Here is an 18,220-nt window from a genome sequence, read left to right as displayed (position 1 = left end):
GATCTGGGACAATCGTTACCGATGTCCTCCACACTTCTGGCCGCCCCACCCGCGCCCGCGCTGCGCATCGGCCCCCTCGAACTCGACGCGCCGGTCGTCCTCGCGCCCATGGCCGGGATCACCAACACGGCGTTCCGCCGCCTCTGCCGCGAGTTCGGCGACGGTCCCGTCGCCGGGGGGACGCCGACCGCCGGCGAGACGCCCGGTGCCGGCGAGACGCCCGGTGTCGGCGGGATGCTGTTCGTCAGCGAGATGATCACCTCGCGCGCTCTGGTCGAGCGCACTCCCGAGTCGATGCGCCTCATCCGCCACCACCCGAGCGAGTCGGTGCGGTCGATCCAGCTCTACGGAGTCGACCCGCGCACGGTCTCCGAGGCCGTCACGATGCTCGTCGCCGAGGACCGCGCCGACCACATCGACCTCAACTTCGGCTGCCCGGTCGCCAAGGTCACCCGCAAGGGCGGAGGAGCCGCGCTGCCCTGGAAGCTCCCGCTCTTCCGCGCGATCGTCGAGGGCGCCGTGAAGGCCGCCGGCGACATCCCGCTCACGATCAAGATGCGCAAGGGCATCGACGCCGACCACCTCACCTACCTCGAGGCCGCCCGTGCCGCCGAGGGCGCGGGGGTCGCGTCGATCGCGTTGCACGCGCGGACCGCCTCCGAGTTCTACAGCGGCCACGCCGACTGGTCGGCGATCGCGACCTTGAAAGAGGCGATCACGAGCGTGCCCGTGCTCGGCAACGGCGACATCTGGTCGGCCGAGGACGCCCTGCGGATGATCTCCGAGACCGGCTGCGACGGCGTCGTGGTCGGGCGGGGCTGCCTCGGTCGCCCGTGGCTGTTCGGCGATCTCGCCGCCGCCTTCGCCGGATCCGACGAGCGGTTCCGGCCGACGCTCGGCCAGGTCGCCGTGGCCTTCCGCCGCCACGCCGAGCTGATCGTCGAGTTCTTCGAGAGCGAGGAGCGCGGCTGCCGCGACATCCGCAAGCACGTCGCCTGGTACTTCAAGGGGTACCCGGTCGGCGGCGACCTGCGGGCCAGGATGGCGTCCGTGGTGACCCTCGCCGAGCTCGACGAGCTGCTCGCGACGCTCGACCCCGACGTGCCGTACCCCGGTGTCGACGCAGAGGGTCAGCGCGGTCGCGCGGGCTCGCCGAAGGTGCCGTCGCTGCCCGACCGCTGGCTCGAGTCGCGCGAGCTGAACGCCGCGCAGCGCGACGCCGTGTCGGCCGCCGAGATCCACCACAGCGGTGGATGACCGCGCGCTCTGGGGGTACTCGCTCGTCGACACCGAGCGCTTCCTGCCGGAGGACCACTCCACCCGCCGCTCCGACTTCGCCCGCGACCGCGCGCGGCTGTTCCACTCCAGCTCGCTCAGGCGACTCGCCGCCAAGACGCAGGTCCTGAGCCCGACCGCCGGAGTCGACTTCGCGCGCAACCGGCTCACCCACTCGCTCGAGGTGGCGCAGATCGGCCGCGAGCTCGCGACGAGCCTCGACCTCGACCCCGACGTCGTCGACACGGCCTGCCTCGCCCACGACATCGGGCACCCGCCGTTCGGGCACAACGGCGAGCGCGCGCTCAACGCGTGGGCGGCGGGCATCGGAGGTTTCGAGGGCAACGCCCAGACCTTCCGGCTGCTCACCCGCCTCGAGCCGAAGGTCTTCGGCGACGATGAGCGCCCCTACGGCCTGAACCTCACGCGGGCGAGCCTCGACGCGAGCTGCAAGTATCCCTGGCCGGACACCCGCTCGGTGGCCGACCCCTCGGGTCGCGCCAAGTTCGGCTTCTACGACGACGACGAGCCCGCCTTCGCCTGGATGCGCGAGGGCGCCCCCGAGGGCGTGCGCTGCATCGAGGCCGAGGTCATGGACCTCTCGGACGACATCGCCTACTCGGTGCACGACTTCGAGGACGCGGTCTTCTCGGGCTACATCGACGTCGAGGCCCTCGGCTCGCGCGCCGACCACGACGACCTCGTCGAGTCGATGCACTCGTGGGTGGGGGGCGAGATCGCGCACGACGAGCTGGTCGCCGCCTTCGACCGCCTCGACTCGCTCGACGTGTGGGTCGACTCCTGGGACGCCTCGCGCCGCGACCAGGCCCGTCTCAAGAACCTCACGAGCCAGCTCATCGGCCGCTTCGCCGGCGCGGCGACCGAGGCGACCCGCGACGCGTACGCGCACCCCGACCTCGTCCGCTTCGGCGGCCACGTCGTCGTGCCCCGCGAGCAGCAGGCCGAGATCGCCGTGCTGAAGGGCATCGTCGCGACCTTCGTGATGTCGCGCAACACCCGCCAGCCGATCTACGCCCAGCAGCGCGAGGTCCTCACCCGCCTCGCCGACACCCTCCTCGACCGCGGCCCGGACGCCCTCGAACCCGGCTTCGCCGAGGACTGGCGCGCCGCGCCCACCGACGACGCGCGCCGCCGCGTCGTCGTCGACCAGGTCGCGAACCTCACCGACCAGAGCGCGCTGGCCGCGTTCGAGCGGCTGTGCTCCTGAGGTGAGCAGGGCGCGGCCCTGCTCACCTCGGACGCCGGTCCCTGCCCGGCGTCCGCGCGGTCGGCTTGTCGAGGTGGTGCGTTCCGCAGAGCGGGTCGCGACCGCCTAGGGCGATTCGCTGGCACGCGAATCACGCTTGCGGCTGTGCCCGAGGGGTGCGCCTACAGAGAGAAGCCGCCTTCCCGATCGGCGCTCTCTGCCTGCTGATCGAGTAGCCCGCTTGCGGGCGTATCGAGATCCACCAACGCCAGGAGGCCTGGTGGGGGCTCCGATCTGCTGACGCTGGTGGGTCTCCTGGTCACCTGTCGGGGGTGGGCTCTGCCTGCTGATCGAGTAGCCCGCTTGCGGGCGTATCGAGATCCACCAACGCCAGGAGGCCTGGTGACGGCACCGATCTGCTGATGCCGGGTCTCGATGCACCCTGCCGAGCTGCTCGACCACCGGGCGCCCCTCCCTCACCGCTCGACTGAGCTGTGGCGCGGCGTGGCGGCTCGATCGGAGCTGACGAAGTCACCTCAGGCTCGTCGAATCACGTCGGCCTCGTGGAATGCGGCGGTGCCGGCGAGCCGAGACGGTTCTTGCGAGCCGAGTCGGTTCCTGGGAGCCGAGTCGGTTCCTGCGAGCCGGAGTTCGGGCGGCTGCAGGTCCGGCTCGCGAGATCGCGTTCGGCTCGCCGAATCGAGCGGTTCCCGCGAGCCGAAACGGTTCTTGCGAGCCGAAGACGGAGCGGAGGCGCGCTCGGCTCGCAAGAACCGGTCCGGCTCGTTCACACGGGGGATTCCTGCGAGCCGAAGCCCGTTCTGCGAGCCGGAGCCCGTTCTGCGAGCCGAAGATCGGGCACCCGGCCAAGGGGTGCAGTGCCGCGGATACGATGGTCCCCATGCCTCGGATCCGACAACAAGATGTCGAAGAGGTCAAAGCCCGGGTCAACATCGGCGACGTCATCGGCGAGTACGTCACCCTCAAGTCGGCCGGCGTCGGATCGCTGAAGGGCCTCTGCCCGTTCCACGACGAGCGCAGCCCGAGCTTCCACGTGCGCCCGCAGGCCGGTTTCTACCACTGCTTCGGCTGCCAGGAGTCGGGCGACGTCTACAGCTTCGTCATGAAGATGGATCACGGCTCCTTCAGCGAGACCGTCGAGCGCCTCGCCGCCCGCATCGGCTACCAGATCCAGTACGAGGAGGGCGGCGGGCAGGCTCCCGAGACCGGTGGCCGCGCGCGCCTCCTCGCCGCCAACGACGCGGCGGAGGAGTACTTCCGCGAGCAGCTGACGACTCCGGGAGCCGATGTCGGCCGCCGGTTCCTCGGCGAGCGCGGGTTCGATCGCGCGGCGGCCGACCGGTTCGGCGTCGGCTTCGCCCCCGACGGCTGGGACGGCCTGACCACCGCCCTGAAGCGCCGGGGCTTCACCGAGCCCGAGCTGACCGCCGCGGGCCTCGTCAGCAGCAGCAACCGCGGAGGCGTCTACGACCGGTTCCGCGGCCGGCTGGTCTGGCCGATCCGCGACGTCACCGGGCAGACCGTCGGCTTCGGCGCACGGCGGCTCCTCGAGGAGGACAAGGGCCCGAAGTACCTGAACACCCCCGAGACGCCCGTCTACCACAAGTCGCAGGTGCTCTACGGGCTCGATCTCGCCAAGCGCGACATCTCGCGCGGGCACCAGGTCGTCGTCGTCGAGGGCTACACGGATGTGATGGCCTGCCATCTGGCGGGCGTCACGACCGCGGTCGCCACCTGCGGCACCTCCTTCGGCGTCGACCACATCAAGGTGCTCCGCCGAGTGCTCGGCGACGACAGCAGCGTCGGCGAGGTCGTCTTCACCTTCGACCCCGATGCGGCCGGCCAGAAGGCGGCGATGCGCGCGTTCCAGGAGGAGCACCGCTTCGCCGCGCAGACCTTCGTCGCGGTCGCGCCCGAGGGCCTCGACCCCTGCGACCTGCGCCTGAACCGGGGCGACGACGCCGTCCGCAGACTGATCGACGACAAGAAGCCGATGTTCGAGTTCGTCATCCGGCAGCTCCTCGCGCGCTACGACCTCGAGACGGTCGAGGGGCGGATCGCTGCCCTGCGCGCCGCCGCGCCGGTCGTCGCCGACATCCGCGACCCGGCGCTCCGGCCCGGCTACTCCCGCGAGCTCGCCCGCATGCTCGGCCTCGACATGTCCGAGGTCAACTCCGCAGTGCGCTCGGCCGGCTCCCGCGCTCCCGCCCGGCAGACCGACCAGGGGGAGACCCCCGCGCAGGAGGCGCCCGCCGGCGCCCGCATCACCGACCTCCCGCTCGACGTCGTCACCCGCATCGAGCGCGAGGCCCTGATGGCGATGCTGCAGCTGCCGCAGATGATGGGGGAGGAGCTCCTGACCCGGGCAGCGCACGCCGCCGTCACCAACGAGACGCTCCGGGTCGTCCGCGACGCCGTGGTGGCGAATCTCGAGCGCGCGCAGGACCGCGACTGGGTGGAGCACGTCGCGGCCGACGTCCCCGGCCCGTTCGCGTCCCTCGTCCGGCAGCTCGCGGTCGCGCCCATCCCGGCGGCCGACGAGGCGGGGCTCGCGCGCTACTCCCGCGATGTCGCGATCTCGCTGATCGAGCGCGACCTGCTGCGCGAGATCGCCGAGCTCCGCGGAGCGCTGCAGCGCGCCTCCGCCGACCCCGTGATGGCGCGCGCCGTGCAGGTCCGACTCGTCGAGCTCGAGCGCGAGAAGCGCGCTCTGCGCAACGAGTGAGCGGGCGGGTGCACCCACGATGAGGGACGTGTTGCAGTCGTGTGAAGAAATCGAGTGCGGTGCCCCCGCGGTCCTGAGAGCGCTCCCGACTGTGTTACGACTGAGGAACAGCAATGCGGGCGCCCAGTGTCGTGGCGCTACAGCCCACAGGAGAACTGTGTGCCGAGAGGCTGCGCGCCGTGTGCGCGCCCGCATCCCATCCCTGACAGGAAGAGGCAGACGGAGATGACATCCGCATCCACCCGGGCTACTCGCGCACTCACCGCGACCGCAGGCTTCGCCGCGGTCGCACTGGTGCTGGCGGGCTGCTCCGCCGGCGGTGACGACTCGTCCGGCGACAGCGCCGCCGGCGGCACGCTCACCATCGGCACGACCGACAAGATCACCACCCTCGACCCGGCCGGCTCCTACGACAACGGCTCGTTCGCGGTGATGAACCAGGTCTTCCCGTTCCTGATGAACACGCCGTACGGCACGCCCGACGTCGAGCCGGACATCGCCGAGTCGGCCGAGTTCTCGGCTCCGACCGAGTACACGGTGAAGCTCAAGGAGGGACTGAAGTGGGCCAACGGCAACGACCTCACCTCCTCCGACGTCAAGTTCTCGTTCGACCGCCAGCTGGCGATCGCCGACGCGAACGGCCCGTCCTCGCTGCTCGCCAACCTCGACAGCGTCGCGGCCCCCGATGACACCACCGTCGTCTTCACGCTGAAGTCCGAGAACGACCAGACCTTCCCGCAGATCCTGTCGAGCCCCGCCGGCCCGATCGTCGACGAGGACGTCTTCTCGGCCGACTCGCTCACCGCCGACGCCGACATCGTCTCGGGCGACGCCTTCGCGGGTCAGTACACGATCACGAACTACGACGTGAACAACCTGATCCAGTACAAGGCGTACGAGGGCTACGAGGGCGTGCTCGGCGCCGCCCGCACCGGCACCATCAACGTCAAGTACTACGCCGACTCGTCGAACCTCAAGCTCGACATCCAGGAGGGCAACATCGACGTGGCGTTCCGGAGCCTCTCCGCGACCGACGTCGAGGACCTCCGCGGCAACGACTCCGTCAAGGTGGTCGACGGCCCCGGCGGCGAGATCCGCTACATCGTCTTCAACTTCGACACCCAGCCGTTCGGCGCCACGACCCCGGAGGCGGACGCCACCAAGTCGCTCGCCGTGCGCCAGGCGGTGGCCGACCTGATCGACCGCGACGAGATCGCCGACCAGGTCTACAAGGGCACCTACACCCCGCTCTACTCCTACGTCCCCGCAGGGCTCACCGGAGCGACCGAGTCGCTCAAGGGCCTCTACGGCGACGGAGAGGGCGGCCCCGACGCCGAGAAGGCGAAGGCGACCCTCGATGCCGCCGGCGTGACCGGTCCGGTCACCCTCAACCTGCAGTACTCGAACGACCACTACGGTCCGTCCTCGGGCGACGAGTACGCGCTGATCAAGGACCAGCTCGAGTCGTCGGGCCTGTTCACGGTCAACCTGCAGACCACCGAGTGGGTGCAGTACTCGAAGGACCGCTCGAGCGACGTCTACCCGGCGTACCAGCTCGGCTGGTTCCCCGACTACTCCGACGCCGACAACTACCTGTCGCCGTTCTTCATCGAGGACAACTTCCTCGCGAACCACTTCGACGACGCCGAGGTGCAGGGTCTGATCGCCGAGCAGGTCTCGACGACCGATCCGGAGGCGCGCACCGCGCTGATCGAGGAGATCCAGGACAAGGTCGCGGCTCAGCTGTCGACCGTGCCCTACCTCCAGGGCTCGCAGGTCGCCGTCGTCGGCAGCACGGTGAGCGGCACCGAGGACACCCTCGACGCCTCGTTCAAGTTCCGCTACGGAGCGCTCAGCAAGAGCTGATCCACCCCTCGGGCCGGCGCCTCCTCCTCGGGAGGCGCCGGCCTTTCTCCACGAAAGGCATCACGTGACGACAGCCACGGCGGCACCGCCTGCGCCCACCCGGCGCTCGCGGGGCTCGGGAGGCGGACTCGGGCGCTACCTGCTCGTCCGGTTCCTGCTCATCATCCCGACCGTCTTCATCCTCGTGACGCTGGTGTTCCTGCTCATGCGCACGACGGGCGACCCGATCACGGCGGCCCTCGGCGGGCGCCTCACGGCCGAACAGCTCGCCGAGCGCGTCGCCGCCGCCGGCTACGACCGGCCGCTGATCGTGCAGTACGTCGAGTACCTCGGCCAGCTGCTCACCGGCGACTTCGGCACCACGCTGAGCGACAACCGGCCCGTCACCGAGGTGCTGCTCACCTACGGCGCCGCGACGGTCGAGCTCGCGTTCTACGCCCTCATCGTGGCGTTCGTGGTCGGCATCCCGCTCGGGATGCTCGCCGCGTACCACCGCGACCGCACGCCCGACGCGGTCCTGCGCATCTTCGCGATCCTCTGCTACGCGACTCCCGTCTTCTTCGCGGGCCTGCTGCTGAAGCTCGTCTTCTCGGTCTGGCTCAAGTGGTTCCCGGTGGCGGGTCGCGCGACCACCGGCACCGAGCTCTCGCTGCAGTTCCTCGAGAACAAGACCGGGATCTACCTGATCGACGCGATCCAGACCGGCGATCCTGCTGCGGTCGCCGACGTGCTCTCGCACGCGGTGCTGCCCGCGATCGCGCTGGGCCTGCTGACCGCCGGCATCTTCCTCCGCCTGGTGCGCACGAACGTGATCGGCACCCTCGGCACCGACTACGTCGACGCGGCCCGCTCGCGCGGTGTCAGCGAGTTCCGCCTCGTGCGCACCCACGCGTACCGGCCGGCGCTGATCCCGATCATCACGGTCATCGGCCTCCAGATCGCCCTGCTCCTGGGCGGCGCGGTCCTGACCGAGACCACCTTCGAGTGGAAGGGCCTCGGCTTCCAGCTCGCCGAGTACCTCCAGGCACGCGACTTCGTGGCCGTCCAGGGCATCGTCGCCCTGCTCGCGGTGATCGTGGCGCTGACCAACTTCATCGTCGACGTCATCGCGGCGCTCATCGACCCGCGAGTGAGGTACTGACCATGGCCACCACCGCACCGGCACGCCCGCGCCGTCGCCTCGTCGACCGGCTCCCGGTCGTCCACCAGCTCCGGCAGAGCGTCGGCCTCCAGCGCGGGATGCTCGTCGCCGGCCTCGTGATCACCGGAGCGTTCCTGCTGGTCGCGCTCTTCGCTCCGCTGCTCGCGCCCTACGGCTACTCGCAGCTGCGCTCCGACGACGGAGCGTTCGGCGCCCAGCAGCCGCCGAGCGCCGAGCACCTCCTCGGCACCACCGTCGGCGGCTACGACGTGCTCTCGCGGGTGCTCTGGGGAGCGCAGACCGCGTTCCTCGTCATCGTCGTGGCCGTCGTGCTCTCGATCTTCGCGGGCGTGTTCCTCGGCCTCGTCTCCGGCTACCTCGGCGGCTGGCTCGACCGCGTCCTCGTCGTGATCTGCGACGCGATCTACGCGTTCCCGACGCTGCTGCTCGCGATCGTCATGTCGATCGTGATCTCGGGAGGCCAGTCGAACCTGTGGGCGGGCATCTTCGCCGCGGCGATCTCGATCACCGTGGTCTACATCCCGCAGTACTTCCGCGTGATCCGGGCCGAGACGGTGCGCATCAAGGGCGACGCGTTCGTCGAGTCGGCGAAGGTCATCGGAGCCTCGACGCCGCGGATCATGTTCCGTCACGTCCTGCGGAACGCCACCCGCACCCTCCCGCTGATCTTCACCCTCAACTCGTCCGAGGCGATCCTCACCCTGGCGGGCCTGGGCTTCCTCGGCTTCGGCATCGAGCCGACGTCGGCGGCCGAGTGGGGCTACGACCTCAACAAGGCGCTGTCCGACGTCACGAGCGGGATCTGGTGGACCTCGGTGTTCCCCGGCCTCGCGATCGTCCTCGTCGTGGTCGGCATCACCCTCGTCGGCGAGAGCCTGAACGACCTCGCCGACCCGCGCCTGCGCGGCCGGCGCGCGGTGGCCGCGAGTGCCGGCGACATCGCCGCGACCTCGGTCGTCCCGGGCGGCGTGCTCGTCGCCGACGGCCTCGAGACGCCGGGGCACGATCCCAGCGCCGGAACGGAGCAGACCCGATGAGCGAGACCCGACCGCACGACGCCGCGGGCGACCGGCCGATCGTCGACATCACCGATCTCGAGGTCGCCTTCGCCAGCGACCGGGGCGCCGTGCGCGCGGTCGCCGGAGTCAGCCTCCGGGTCGAGCGCGGCGAGGTGCTCGCGATCGTGGGGGAGTCGGGTAGCGGCAAGACCGTGACCGCGAAGACCATCCTCGGGCTCCTGCCCGAGACGGCCACCGCCTCGGGCGTCGTGCTGCTCTCGAAGAAGGACGGGAGCTCGGCGACCGACGTCGTCTCGGTGCCGAAGTCGCGCCTGCGCGAGATCCGCGGCACCGATGTGGCGATGGTGTTCCAGGAGCCGTCGACCGCGCTGAACCCCGTCTTCACCGTCGGATGGCAGATCGCCGAGGGGCTCCGCGCCCACGGCACGGTGTCGAAGAAGGAGGCGCGGGCCCGCGCGATCGACGTCCTCCGGACCGTCGGCATCCCCGATCCCGAGAAGCGGGTCGACTACTACCCGCACCAGTTCTCGGGCGGGCAGAAGCAGCGCGTCGTGATCGCGATGGCGCTGGTCCTCGACCCCGGGCTGATCGTGGCCGACGAGCCGACGACCGCGCTCGACGTGACGGTGCAGGCCGAGATCCTCGACCTGCTCCGCCGCTGCCGCGACGACTTCGGCACCTCGATCGTCCTGATCACGCACAACATGGGCGTGGTGGCCGACCTCGCCGACCGTGTCGCCGTGATGTACCAGGGCGAGCTGGTCGAGCAGGCACCGGTCGCCGAGCTGTTCTCGGCTCCGAAGGCCGAGTACACGAGGAAGCTCCTCGCGGCCGTCCCGCACGTCGGCCAGGGAGTCGAGCGCGCCAAGGTGCGAGCGATCGAACGGGCGCAGGCACCCGAGGCCGAGGTCCTCGTCGAGGCGGACGGTCTGCGGATCCAGTACCCCGGCCGTCTCGGCCGCCCCGGCTTCGTCGCGGTCGACGGCGTCTCCTTCCGCATCCGCGCGGGCGAGGTGCTCGGTCTCGTCGGCGAGAGCGGTTCGGGCAAGACGACCATCGGGCGTGCGATCGCCGGTCTCACCACGGTCACCGGAGGCTCGCTCCGCGTGCTCGGCAAGGAGATGCGCGGGATCCGCGAGCGCAGCTTCCGCCCGGTCCGCGGCGACATCGGCTTCGTGTTCCAGGACCCGGGCTCGAGCTTCAACCCGCTGCTGACGATCGCGGAGGGCGTCGCCGAGCCGCTGATCGTGCACGGGCGCTCCCGCGACACCGGATCGGCCCGCGGCCGCGTCGACGAGCTGCTCGAGGCGGTGCAGCTGCCGCGCTCCTACGGCGACCGCTACCCGCACGAGCTCTCGGGCGGGCAGCGTCAGCGCGCCAGCCTCGCGCGCGCCCTGGCGCTGGAGCCGAAGCTGCTGATCGCCGACGAGCCCACCTCCGCGCTCGACGTCTCGGTGCAGGCGAGGGTGCTCGAGCTGTTCGCGGAGCTGCAGAAGGAGTTCGGCTTCGCGTCGCTCTTCATCAGCCACGACCTCGCGGTCGTCGACCTGCTGGCCGACCGGATCGCGGTGCTCTACCGCGGCGAGCTGGTCGAGGAGGGCACGGGGGAGGAGGTCCTCTCGGCACCGAAGCACCCGTACACCCAGCGCCTGCTCGCCTCCCTGCCCGTGCCCGATCCGGCCGAGCAGGCCGAGCGCCGCGAGCTCCTCCGCCGCATCACCCGGGCGGAGCGGACGGCATGAGCGCAGCCGCCGAGGCGCCCATCGTCGTCGACGACCTGAGCGTCGAGTACCCGCCGCGCGGGATCAGCCGGCGCTGGACGGCGCTGCGCGGGGTGAGCCTGCGCGTGGAGCCCGGCGAGGTGCTCGGCGTGCTCGGCGGCAGCGGATCGGGCAAGTCGACGCTGGCGCGGGTCCTCGGCGGCGAGGGGCTCGGCGGCGACAGTGCGCGCGTGCGGCCCGTGATCGTCGGAGGCGACGCGACCGTCGCCGGGCACCGCCTCCGCCACCTGCCCGCTCGCGCGATCAAGCGCTTCACCTTCGACGTCGCGTACCTCGCCCAGGACGCCGGCGCGGTCCTCCGGCCCGAGCTGACCGTGTCGGAGCTGATCGCCGAGCCGATCTTCCTCCGCGACCGGCACTACGACCCGCGCGAGGCCGCCGTGCGGGTCGCGACGCTGCTCGACTCGGTGCACCTCCCGCTGTTCCTGCTCGACCGCTTCCCCTACGAGCTCTCGAGCGGTCAGCGTCAGCGCGTCGCGATCGCCCGCGCACTCGTGCTCGGCCCGAAGGTGCTCATCGCCGACGAGCCGACCTCGGGCATCGACGCGACCGTCCGCGAGTCGATCGTCGACCTCCTGGCCGATCTGCGCCGGCGCGAGGGCTTCGCGGCGGTGGTCGTCAGCCACGACATCGACGTGCTGAGCCGGGCGACCGACCGCGTCGCCGTCCTGGTCGGCGGCGAGGTCGTCGCCTACGGTCCGCTCCTCGAGGTGCTCACCGGCGCGCAGCACCCGTACGTGCGCGAGCTCGGCTCCGCGTTCGCCGAGTACGAGCGCTTCGACGCGAGCCGGGCGCTGCGCGTCGTTCAGGCGGAGGAGCAGGCGTGAGCGGTCCGCGCGTCGCGGTCCTGCCCCGCACCAAGCCGGTCTTCACAGACGCCGTCGAGGCGGGCGGCGGCCGGGTCGTCGGCGTGGACGACGACCCCGAGGCGCTGCTCTGGCTCTCGTACGGCCGCATCGACGAGCTGTCGGCGGTCCTCGCGGCGCACCCCGGCATCCGCTGGGTGCAGCTGCCCTGGGCCGGGGTGGACGCGTTCTCCGCGATCCTCGAGGGCTCGGACCTGCTGTGGACCAGCGCCAAGGGCGCCTACGCCGAGCCGGTGGCCGAGCACGCTCTCGCACTGACCCTCGCACTGCTGCGCGCTCTGCCCGAGCGCGCCCGCGCGCACTCCTGGGGCGCGAAGCGCGCGGCGACCCTGCACCGCTCGCGGGTCGTCGTCGTGGGCGCCGGCGGGATCGCCACGGAGCTGCTGCGGCTGCTGAGCGTCTTCGACGCGCACGTCACGGTGGTCCGGCGCACGGCGGAGCCGATGGCGGGCGCCGACAGGACCGTCACCGCCGACCGCCTGGCCGACGCCGTCGCCGACGCCGACGTGGTCGTGCTCGCCGCGGCGGCCACGGGATCGACGGCGGGACTCGTCGATGCGGAGATCCTCGAGCGGATGCCCGACCACTGCGTCCTCGTCAACGTCGCCCGGGGCACCCTGATCGACACCGACGCGCTCGTCGCGGCCCTCGCCGGGGGACGCCTCGCGGGTGCCGCCCTCGACGTCACCGACCCGGAGCCGCTGCCCGACGGGCACCCGCTCTGGAGCGAGCCGCGCTGCCTGATCACGCCGCACACCGCCGACACCCCCGAGATCACGGCGCCGCTGCTCGCCGAGCGGGTGCGCGCGAACGTCGCCGCCTTCGCCTCGGGCGAGCCGCTCCTCGGCGTCGTCGATGCGGTCGCGGGCTACTGAACCGGACGACGGGGCACGGGCCGCCGCCGATTTGGTCTGCGCGCAGAGTTTGGTAAAGTAGCTACGCGCTGTTCACCTCCGGGTGAGCGGATGATCCTCGATAGCTCAATTGGCAGAGCAATCGGCTGTTAACCGGTAGGTTCTTGGTTCGAGTCCAAGTCGGGGAGCGAAGGGCCTGGGACTCCACTCTCGGGCCCTTTTTCTTTGCCCGGAAGCGCGCGAGCGGCCCGGATCCGAGCGGCCCGAACCCGAACGGAGGCGCGATGCGCGACGACGTGCTCGACCTCCTCCGCCGCCGTCCCGACGTCGAGGGCGTGTCCCTCGTCGCGGTCGACGCGAGCGATCGCCTCCTGCTCGATCTCGTCGTCGAGCGCGGGCTCACCGGCCCGATCGGCGTCGTCGGCGACGCGTTCGGCGCTCTGACCCTCGCCCTCGCGGCCGACGGAGTGCCGGTCCGCGTCAACCAGGACACGATCACCGCCGAGCTCGCCCTCGCGGCCAACGCCGAGGCGGTGCGCGCCGCGGGCATCGAGCTCGCGCCGTTCGAGATCGTCGAGTCGGCGTCCGCCGCGGCCCGGGGCGCCGAGGCCGTCCTTCTCCGGCTCCCGCGCTCCCTCGACGCGCTGGCGTCGATCGCGGCGGAGACCGCCGTCGCAGCACCCGAGGCCGCGCTGATCGGCGCCGGCCGCATCAAGCACATGTCGCACGGGATGAACGACGTGCTCGCCGCCCGCTACGAGCGCGTCGACGTGAGCCTGGCGCGGCAGAAGTCGCGCGCCCTGATCGCGAGCACCGCGCGGGCCGACCAGCCGCCGGCGCCGCAGGCCGAGCGGCGGAGGCTCCCCGAGTCCGACCTCGACGTGGTCGCCCTCGCGGGGGTCTTCTCCGGCGCGCGCCTCGACCTCGGCACCCGGGCCCTGCTCGCCGCGCTCGACCTCTCCGCCCTGCCCGCGGGGACCGCCGTCGATCTCGGCTGCGGCACCGGGGTCCTGGCCGCCGTGCTGGCCCGCTCGCGCCCCGACCTCGCCGTGATCGCCACCGACACCTCGCGAGCCGCGACGGAGTCGGCCCTCGCCACCGCGAGCGCGAACGGCCTCGGCGATCGGATCCGCGTCCTCCGCGACGACAACGCCTCGACGCTCGCCGACGGCTCGGTCGACGTCGTCCTCTGCAACCCGCCGTTCCACTCCGACGGCGCCGTCACCGACCTCGTCGCGCACCGCATGATCCGGGCGGCCGGCCGCATCCTCCGCCCGGGCGGCCAGCTCTGGACGGTCTTCAACTCGCACCTCGCGCACCCCTCCGAGCTGCGCCGCTCGGTCGGGCCGACGAAGGTCGTCGCCCGCGACCGGAAGTTCACGGTCACCCGCTCCACCCGCGTCGACGCGACCTGACCGCAAGCCCCACCCGCGCGGCGGGCAGCGCCCTCCGCTCCCGAGTACCATCGCTCTCCGGTGTCCCCCCGCGCCGTTCCCCTCGACCCGAACCGGAGGCCGTCGTGCTCGAGATCGTCGTCCTCGTCCTCGCCCTGATCGTCGCCGTCGCGGCCGTGGTGCTCTGGCGCCGCTCGGTCGCCGCCGAGCGTGAGGCCCGAGCGTCGCAGGAGGAGGCGGCCGCCCGTACCGCGCGCCTCGAGATGGTCGTCGGCGAGCAGGAGGCCAGGCTCCGCATCGTCGGCGAGCTCGAGCAGCTCGCCGTCCGCAGCGCCTCGCACGTCGTCGAGGAAGCCGAGAGCGTCCGCCTCACCATCGAGCGCGACCCGGCCGCCGCGACGCGCTCGGCCGTCAGGGCGGTGCGCGCGGCGGAGACGTCCCTCGCCCAGCTGCGCCGCATCGCGACCGTCGCCGCCGTCGATCCGGGCGAGCTGCCGCTCACCGGCAGCAGCGAGCCGCTCCTCGCCGACGCCCGCGAGCGCGGGCTGGTCGTCGCCGAGCAGAGTCACGGCGAGCCCTTCCCGCTGCAGGACGGCGCCGAGGTGGCCGTGCTGCGCGTGCTCGAGTACGCGTTCGACGCGGCCCTCTCCTCGGGCGGAACCGGGACCGAGGTGCGGATCACCTCGAACTGGACCGCGACCGGCCTGCGCGTCGATGTCGACGACGACCGCGAGCGCCACGGAGCCGCCGAGCGTGACGAGAGCGCCGTCGACGCCGATCTGCGCGCCCTCACCGAGCGCATCGACAGCCCGGCCCTCGCCGAGCTGCGCGAGCGCGCGGCCCTGTTCGGAGGCGACATCAGCGAGAAGCGGACCCCGGGCGTCGGCCGCTCGGTCACCGCCTCCTTCCCGGCGCTGCGCCACCACAACGGAGTCCACGGCGTCGACCTCGCCTGACCCGGCGCGGACGCCGCCCGCCCCGCGAGCCCCTCGCTCAGCGGGCAGCGCCCCTCGGACCTCAGTCCTCCAGGTGCTCGACCCCCGGCAGCCACGACTGACCGGGCACGCCCCAGCCGCGCTTGCGCGTGATCTTCGCCACCGGCTTCTGGTACTCGTGCTCGAGGCGGTCGGTGTAGAGCACCCCGTCGAGGTGGTCGAACTCGTGCTGGAACACCCGGGCGAACCAGCCCTCGGCTTCGATCTCGAAGGCCTTCCCGTCGAGGTCGACCGCGCGCAGGATCGCCCGCTCCGAGCGCCGCAGCGGGAACCGCTCGCCCGGGAACGACAGGCACCCCTCCGCCTCGGTGTCCTCGTCGGCCTCGCCGAGCGGAGTGGGCGTGATGTAGAGCACGGGGTTGATCGCGACTCCGCGGCGGGGGGTGCCGTCGTCGGCCGCGTAGTCGTAGACGAAGAGCCGCAGCGGCACCCCGACCTGGGGGCCGGCGAGGCCGACTCCGGGTGCGGTGTCCATCGTCTCGAACATGTCCGCGACCAGGGTCCGGAGCGAGTCGTCGAACTCGGTGACGGGGGCGGCGGGGGCGTGCAGGACGGGGTCGCCGGCGATGCGGATGGGGAGGACGGCCATGCCGACCAGGGTATCGCGGGGCTCCTCCCGGGCCGTCCTGACCGTCATCCGGTGGTCTTCCCCCGTCACCCGTGCGTCGGAGGACCCCCGGATCGAATCTGGGTAGGGTCGAAACCATGCCTTCCGCCATCGCCGACTTGACCGAGCAGTTCACGCTCGACCCGGCGCAGTTCATCGGCATCCCGATCGCCCTCGTCGGCGCGGTGTTCCTCTCTCTCGGCGCGCAGTTCCAGCACCGCGGAGTCGTCAAGGTCGAGCGGTTCTCGAAGCGCTCCGGCTCGGCGGGCCTCAGCGGCGGTCAGCTCTTCGCCCTGCTCTCGCGCCCCTCCTGGGTGGTCGGCACCCTGATGCTCGCGCTCGCGATCGTCTTCCAGCTCACGAGCCTCGGCTTCTCGCCGCTCATCGTGGTGCAGCCGCTCGGAGCCGTCGCGCTCGTCATCACGGCGGTGGTGAACGCCCGGGTCAGCAGGGTCCGGCTCAACAAGGCGTCGATCCGCGCGATCATGCTGTGCGTCGGAGGCGTCGGCACCTTCGTGCTCGTGGCCGCTTTCAACGCGGTCGACAAGTCGATCCAGACGTCGCAGCTGATCACGATCCTGGTGATCCTCGCGGTGGTGCTGACGGTCTTCATCATCGCGTTCCGGGTGTTCCGCAAGGGCGCGAAGGCGATCTTCTACATCCTCGGCGCCGGAGTCGTCTACGGCTTCGTCGCGACGCTCGCGAAGGTGGTGCTCAACCGCATCAAGTTCGGCGAGTTCGATCCGCTGACCGTGGTCTGCATCGTCGCGCTGCTCGCGGCGACGGCGCTCGGCGGCTACTTCGTGCAGAACGCGTACTCGTCCGGTCCGCCCGACCTCGTTGTCGCCGGCCTCACGGTGATCGATCCGCTGGTCGCGGTCGCGATCGGCATCGTCGTGCTGGGGGAGGCGCAGTACGCGGCTCCCTGGGCCATCCCGCTCTTCATCCTCGCCGGTGTCGTCGCGATCTGGGGCGTCTTCCTCCTCGCCAAGCACCACCCGCAAGCCCACTGACCCGCAGGGCGACGCGGGGTGCCTCCCGCGGCCGCAATCCGCGATCCGCTGAGCCCCCTCGCTACACTGGGCCCCGCGCCGAGAAGCCACGACACCGACCCGAAGCCGATCGCTCCTCCTCCTCTGCCGCTGGAGCGACACGACCCCGTAAGGAACCCTCCCGTGTCAGACCCCCGCGACGCAGCCCAGCCCGAGGCGCCCGCGTCCGCCGATGCGAAGCGGCTGACCGTGGTGATCGGCTGCGACACGTTCGCGCCGAACGTCAACGGAGCCGCCAAGTTCGCCGAGCGCCTCGCCGCCGGTCTGGTGCAGCGCGGCCACGAGGTCCACGTCGTCGCGCCGTCGGCCGACGGCTGGAGCGGCACCCGGGTCGAGACGCACGAGGGCCAGCGGATGATCGTGCACCGCCTCTTCAGCCTCCGCTGGTACCCGCACGACTGGCTGCGGTTCGCCATGCCGTTCCGCATCCGGCAGAACAGCGCGCGGATCCTCGACGAGGTGAAGCCCGACGTCGTGCACTTCCAGTCGCACATCATCGTCGGCCGCGGTCTCGGCATGGAGGCCGCCAAGCGCGGCATCCGCGTCGTCGGCACCAACCACTTCATGCCCGAGAACATGCTCGAGTTCACCCTGCTCCCCAAGGCCGTCCAGGCCAAGGCCGTGCAGATGGCGTGGCGCGCCGCCCGGCGCACGTTCGGCCGCGCGGAGGCGATCACCACGCCGACGCGCAAGGCCGCCCAGTTCCTCGAGAAGTACACCGGCCTCCGCGGAGTGCTCGCCATCTCCTGCGGCATCGACGCCGACAACTACACGCCCGACTTCACCGAGCGCACCGGCAACAGCATCCTGTTCGTCGGCCGGGTCACGGGCGAGAAGCACATCGACGTCCTGCTGCGGGCCGTCTCGCTGCTCGATCCGTCACTCGACGCCAAGCTCGAGATCGTGGGCGGAGGCGACCAGATGCGCAACCTGCAGCAGCTCGCGTCGACCCTCGGCATCGCCGATCGCGTCCACTTCACCGGCTACGTCGACGACGCCGAGCTCAAGAGGGCCTACACCCGCGCCACCGTCTTCGCGATGCCCTCCATCGCCGAGCTGCAGAGCATCGCGACCATGGAGGCGATGGCCTCGGCCCTGCCCGTGGTCGCCGCCGACGCGATGGCCCTCCCGCACCTCGTGCACGACGGCGAGAACGGCTACCTCTTCGCCCCGGGCGACGCCCAGGCCCTCGCCGACCGCCTCACCGACGTCCTCACCGCCGGCCCCGAGGCGCTCGAATCGATGAAGCGGGCCTCCCTCCGGATCGTCGCCGCGCACGACATCAACCGCACGATCAGCACATTCGAGAGCCTGTATCGTGGGGAGCCGGTGACCGATCCGGCCGCCGACGCAGCGTCCGCTCCGGCCGGCCGATCCTGACGGATCCCGCCCTGCG

General features: G+C 71.7%; 14 protein-coding genes and 1 tRNA gene. 14 read left to right on the top strand and 1 reads right to left on the bottom strand.

Annotation, left to right across the window (positions count from 1 at the left end; translation table 11 throughout):
- Nucleotides 1-21: 21 nt before the first annotated feature.
- The 12 genes from dusB to GSU68_RS10460 all read left to right on the top strand — a co-directional run bounded on the left by dusB (nt 22) and on the right by GSU68_RS10460 (nt 15,126).
- On the top strand, nt 22-1,257 hold the full coding sequence (gene dusB, locus GSU68_RS10515) for a tRNA dihydrouridine synthase DusB (protein ID WP_159908079.1): 1,236 nt from the start codon (nt 22-24) through the stop codon (nt 1,255-1,257).
- Nucleotides 1,250-2,503 carry a deoxyguanosinetriphosphate triphosphohydrolase gene (locus tag GSU68_RS10510; RefSeq protein WP_159908077.1) on the top strand — a complete coding sequence of 418 codons (1,254 nt, stop codon included), beginning with the start codon at nt 1,250-1,252 and terminating at the stop codon, nt 2,501-2,503. Before dusB ends, GSU68_RS10510 begins: the two co-directional genes overlap by 8 nt.
- Nucleotides 2,504-3,383: 880 nt before the next feature.
- The gene (gene dnaG, locus GSU68_RS10505) at nt 3,384-5,228 is read left to right on the top strand and encodes a DNA primase (RefSeq protein WP_159908075.1); all 1,845 of its coding nucleotides are present in this window, start codon (nt 3,384-3,386) and stop codon (nt 5,226-5,228) included.
- A 225-nt stretch (nt 5,229-5,453) separates the two neighbouring features.
- Nucleotides 5,454-7,094: an ABC transporter substrate-binding protein gene (locus tag GSU68_RS10500; RefSeq protein ID WP_159908073.1), complete on the top strand. Its 1,641-nt coding sequence runs from the start codon at nt 5,454-5,456 to the stop codon at nt 7,092-7,094.
- A gap of 64 nt (nt 7,095-7,158) precedes the next feature.
- Nucleotides 7,159-8,235 (top strand): ABC transporter permease, encoded by a 1,077-nt coding sequence (locus GSU68_RS10495; RefSeq protein WP_159908071.1) that lies wholly within the window; start codon nt 7,159-7,161, stop codon nt 8,233-8,235.
- A gap of 2 nt (nt 8,236-8,237) precedes the next feature.
- The gene (locus GSU68_RS10490; protein ID WP_159908069.1) at nt 8,238-9,293 is read left to right on the top strand and encodes an ABC transporter permease; all 1,056 of its coding nucleotides are present in this window, start codon (nt 8,238-8,240) and stop codon (nt 9,291-9,293) included.
- Entirely contained in the window at nt 9,290-11,017 is a 1,728-nt protein-coding gene (locus GSU68_RS10485) for an ABC transporter ATP-binding protein (RefSeq protein WP_159908067.1), read from the top strand. The genes GSU68_RS10490 and GSU68_RS10485 overlap by 4 nt, the downstream gene beginning before the upstream one ends.
- Complete coding sequence (locus GSU68_RS10480; RefSeq protein ID WP_159908065.1) at nt 11,014-11,883, top strand: ATP-binding cassette domain-containing protein; 870 nt, start codon at nt 11,014-11,016, stop codon at nt 11,881-11,883. Before GSU68_RS10485 ends, GSU68_RS10480 begins: the two co-directional genes overlap by 4 nt.
- Nucleotides 11,880-12,797, top strand: a complete 918-nt coding sequence (locus GSU68_RS10475; protein WP_159908064.1) for an NAD(P)-dependent oxidoreductase — start codon at nt 11,880-11,882, stop codon at nt 12,795-12,797. Before GSU68_RS10480 ends, GSU68_RS10475 begins: the two co-directional genes overlap by 4 nt.
- Before the next feature lie 94 nt (nt 12,798-12,891).
- Nucleotides 12,892-12,964 (top strand) — tRNA-Asn (locus GSU68_RS10470).
- 96 nt (nt 12,965-13,060) lie between these two features.
- On the top strand, nt 13,061-14,191 hold the full coding sequence (locus tag GSU68_RS10465; RefSeq protein ID WP_159908062.1) for a class I SAM-dependent methyltransferase: 1,131 nt from the start codon (nt 13,061-13,063) through the stop codon (nt 14,189-14,191).
- 104 nt (nt 14,192-14,295) lie between these two features.
- Nucleotides 14,296-15,126 (top strand): hypothetical protein, encoded by an 831-nt coding sequence (locus GSU68_RS10460; protein ID WP_159908060.1) that lies wholly within the window; start codon nt 14,296-14,298, stop codon nt 15,124-15,126.
- 61 nt (nt 15,127-15,187) lie between these two features.
- On the opposite strand, the gene def is transcribed toward GSU68_RS10460, so the two are convergent.
- A complete protein-coding gene (gene def / locus GSU68_RS10455) occupies nt 15,188-15,754 on the bottom strand; it encodes a peptide deformylase (RefSeq protein WP_159908058.1) in 567 nt (188 codons plus the stop codon).
- Between the two features lie 116 nt (nt 15,755-15,870).
- Between def and GSU68_RS10450 the strand changes: the two genes are divergently transcribed.
- Together GSU68_RS10450 and GSU68_RS10445 are read left to right on the top strand one after the other, a co-directional pair.
- Nucleotides 15,871-16,785: a DMT family transporter gene (locus GSU68_RS10450; protein ID WP_159908056.1), complete on the top strand. Its 915-nt coding sequence runs from the start codon at nt 15,871-15,873 to the stop codon at nt 16,783-16,785.
- A gap of 162 nt (nt 16,786-16,947) precedes the next feature.
- Nucleotides 16,948-18,204 carry a glycosyltransferase gene (locus GSU68_RS10445; protein WP_244259238.1) on the top strand — a complete coding sequence of 419 codons (1,257 nt, stop codon included), beginning with the start codon at nt 16,948-16,950 and terminating at the stop codon, nt 18,202-18,204.
- Nucleotides 18,205-18,220: the final 16 nt, after the last annotated feature.

It is taken from the genome of Rathayibacter sp. VKM Ac-2759 (assembly GCF_009834225.1).
Taxonomy (GTDB): Bacteria; Actinomycetota; Actinomycetes; order Actinomycetales; family Microbacteriaceae; genus Rathayibacter.
This window is presented reverse-complemented; position numbering and strand designations above follow the sequence as displayed.

What these genes read in the sequence shown, in the direction of transcription:
- dusB (WP_159908079.1), top strand. Translation starts at nt 22, where the DNA reads ATGTCCTCCACACTTCTGGCCGCCCCACCCGCGCCCGCGCTGCGCATC.
- dnaG (WP_159908075.1), top strand. Translation starts at nt 3,384, where the DNA reads ATGCCTCGGATCCGACAACAAGATGTCGAAGAGGTCAAAGCCCGGGTC.
- GSU68_RS10500 (WP_159908073.1), top strand. Translation starts at nt 5,454, where the DNA reads ATGACATCCGCATCCACCCGGGCTACTCGCGCACTCACCGCGACCGCA.
- GSU68_RS10490 (WP_159908069.1), top strand. Translation starts at nt 8,238, where the DNA reads ATGGCCACCACCGCACCGGCACGCCCGCGCCGTCGCCTCGTCGACCGG.
- GSU68_RS10485 (WP_159908067.1), top strand. Translation starts at nt 9,290, where the DNA reads ATGAGCGAGACCCGACCGCACGACGCCGCGGGCGACCGGCCGATCGTC.
- GSU68_RS10480 (WP_159908065.1), top strand. Translation starts at nt 11,014, where the DNA reads ATGAGCGCAGCCGCCGAGGCGCCCATCGTCGTCGACGACCTGAGCGTC.
- GSU68_RS10465 (WP_159908062.1), top strand. Translation starts at nt 13,061, where the DNA reads ATGCGCGACGACGTGCTCGACCTCCTCCGCCGCCGTCCCGACGTCGAG.
- def (WP_159908058.1), bottom strand. Translation starts at nt 15,754, where the DNA reads ATGGCCGTCCTCCCCATCCGCATCGCCGGCGACCCCGTCCTGCACGCC.
- GSU68_RS10450 (WP_159908056.1), top strand. Translation starts at nt 15,871, where the DNA reads ATGCCTTCCGCCATCGCCGACTTGACCGAGCAGTTCACGCTCGACCCG.